Source organism: Finegoldia magna (assembly GCF_003182075.1).
Lineage (GTDB): Bacteria > Bacillota > Clostridia > Tissierellales > Peptoniphilaceae > Finegoldia > Finegoldia magna.
On sequence record NZ_QGTH01000052.1, the window covers coordinates 1 to 1421 of the forward strand.

Annotated in this window: 1 protein-coding gene; it reads left to right on the forward strand. The window is 32.4% G+C overall.

What is annotated here, in order from left to right; translation table 11 throughout:
- A partial coding sequence (locus DES33_RS09530; RefSeq protein WP_146199884.1) for a VirB4-like conjugal transfer ATPase, CD1110 family occupies window positions 1-1421 on the forward strand: 1421 nt, incomplete at both ends.

Sequence of the window (1421 nt, forward strand, 5' to 3'; positions counted from 1 at the left end):
AATTACCAGTTGGCATTGGAAGAAGATAGAGATTTAATCTTTAACCAATTTGCCAACTTTTTAAATTCTTTTGATCCAAGTGTCCACATTGAACTATCATATGTAAATCAATTAGGAAGAAATAAGGACTTACAAGACGCAATTAAAATTGCTGATAAAGGAGACTTCTATGACGATGTAAGAAAAGAGTTTAGGGAGATGTTAAAGCTTCAACTTGCAAAGGGCAATAACGGACTTAAAAAGATGAAGTATATAACCTTTACAACAGAAGCCGATAACCTAGAACAAGCACGAGCAAAGCTAAATAGACTTGAAGTAGATATTTTATCTAACTTTAAATCTATGGGAGTAAGAGCAGAAAGTCTTGATGGCGAAGAAAGGTTAAGACTTGTTCACGATATGTTAAATCCAGACAAAAACTTTGATTTTTCATATAAAGATTTGAAGAAGAAAGAGTCTACAAAATCACATATAACTCCCAATATCTTTAATTTTGCACCAGCAAATAATTTTAAATTTGGGAAATTTATTGGAGCAGTAAGCCATTTTCAAATACTTGCAAGCGAGTTATCAGACAGAATGTTATCTGAGTTTTTAGATATTGATGACAATATTTATGTAGCTTTTCATATAGATGTAGTTGAACAAGCAGAAGCTATTAAACTCATCAAGAGAAAAAACACAGACCTAGACAGAATGAAAATTGAAGAACAAAAGAAAGCAGTTCGTGCTGGATATGATATGGATATTATCCCTTCAGATATAAATACTTTTGGGGCGGATGTTAAGTCTATGTTATCTGACTTACAAAATAGAGATGAAAGGCTCTTTGTAGTTACCATAGTAATGATGAATTTTGCTAGGACTAATCAAAAATTAGAAAATACTATTGCTCAAATCTCATCGATTGCTAACAGACATAATTGTCAGGTAAAAAGATTATCTCATCAGCAAGAGCAAGGACTTGTTTCTGTATTACCTCTAGGTGTTAATCAAGTCGAAATAAAAAGATTTTTAACTTCATCATCAACGGCAGTATTTATGCCTTTTACAACAGAAGAGCTATTTATTGATTCGTCAAATTCTTTGTACTATGGATTAAATGCTCTTAGCCAAAACTTGATTATGGCAGATAGGAAGAAACTAAAGAACCCTAACGGATTAATATTAGGAACACCAGGTTCTGGTAAATCTTTCTCGGCAAAGAGAGAGATGGCAAATGCAATTCTTGTAACAGATGATGATGTAATTATTTGTGATCCTGAGGGCGAGTATTCAAATCTTGTAAAACAATTTAATGGAGAAGTTATTAAAGTTTCAGCAAAATCAAAGGACTATCTAAATCCATTAGATATTAATATGAACTATGGAGATGGGGACGCACCTTTAAAGGATAAGGCAAATTTCATAATGTCTATGCT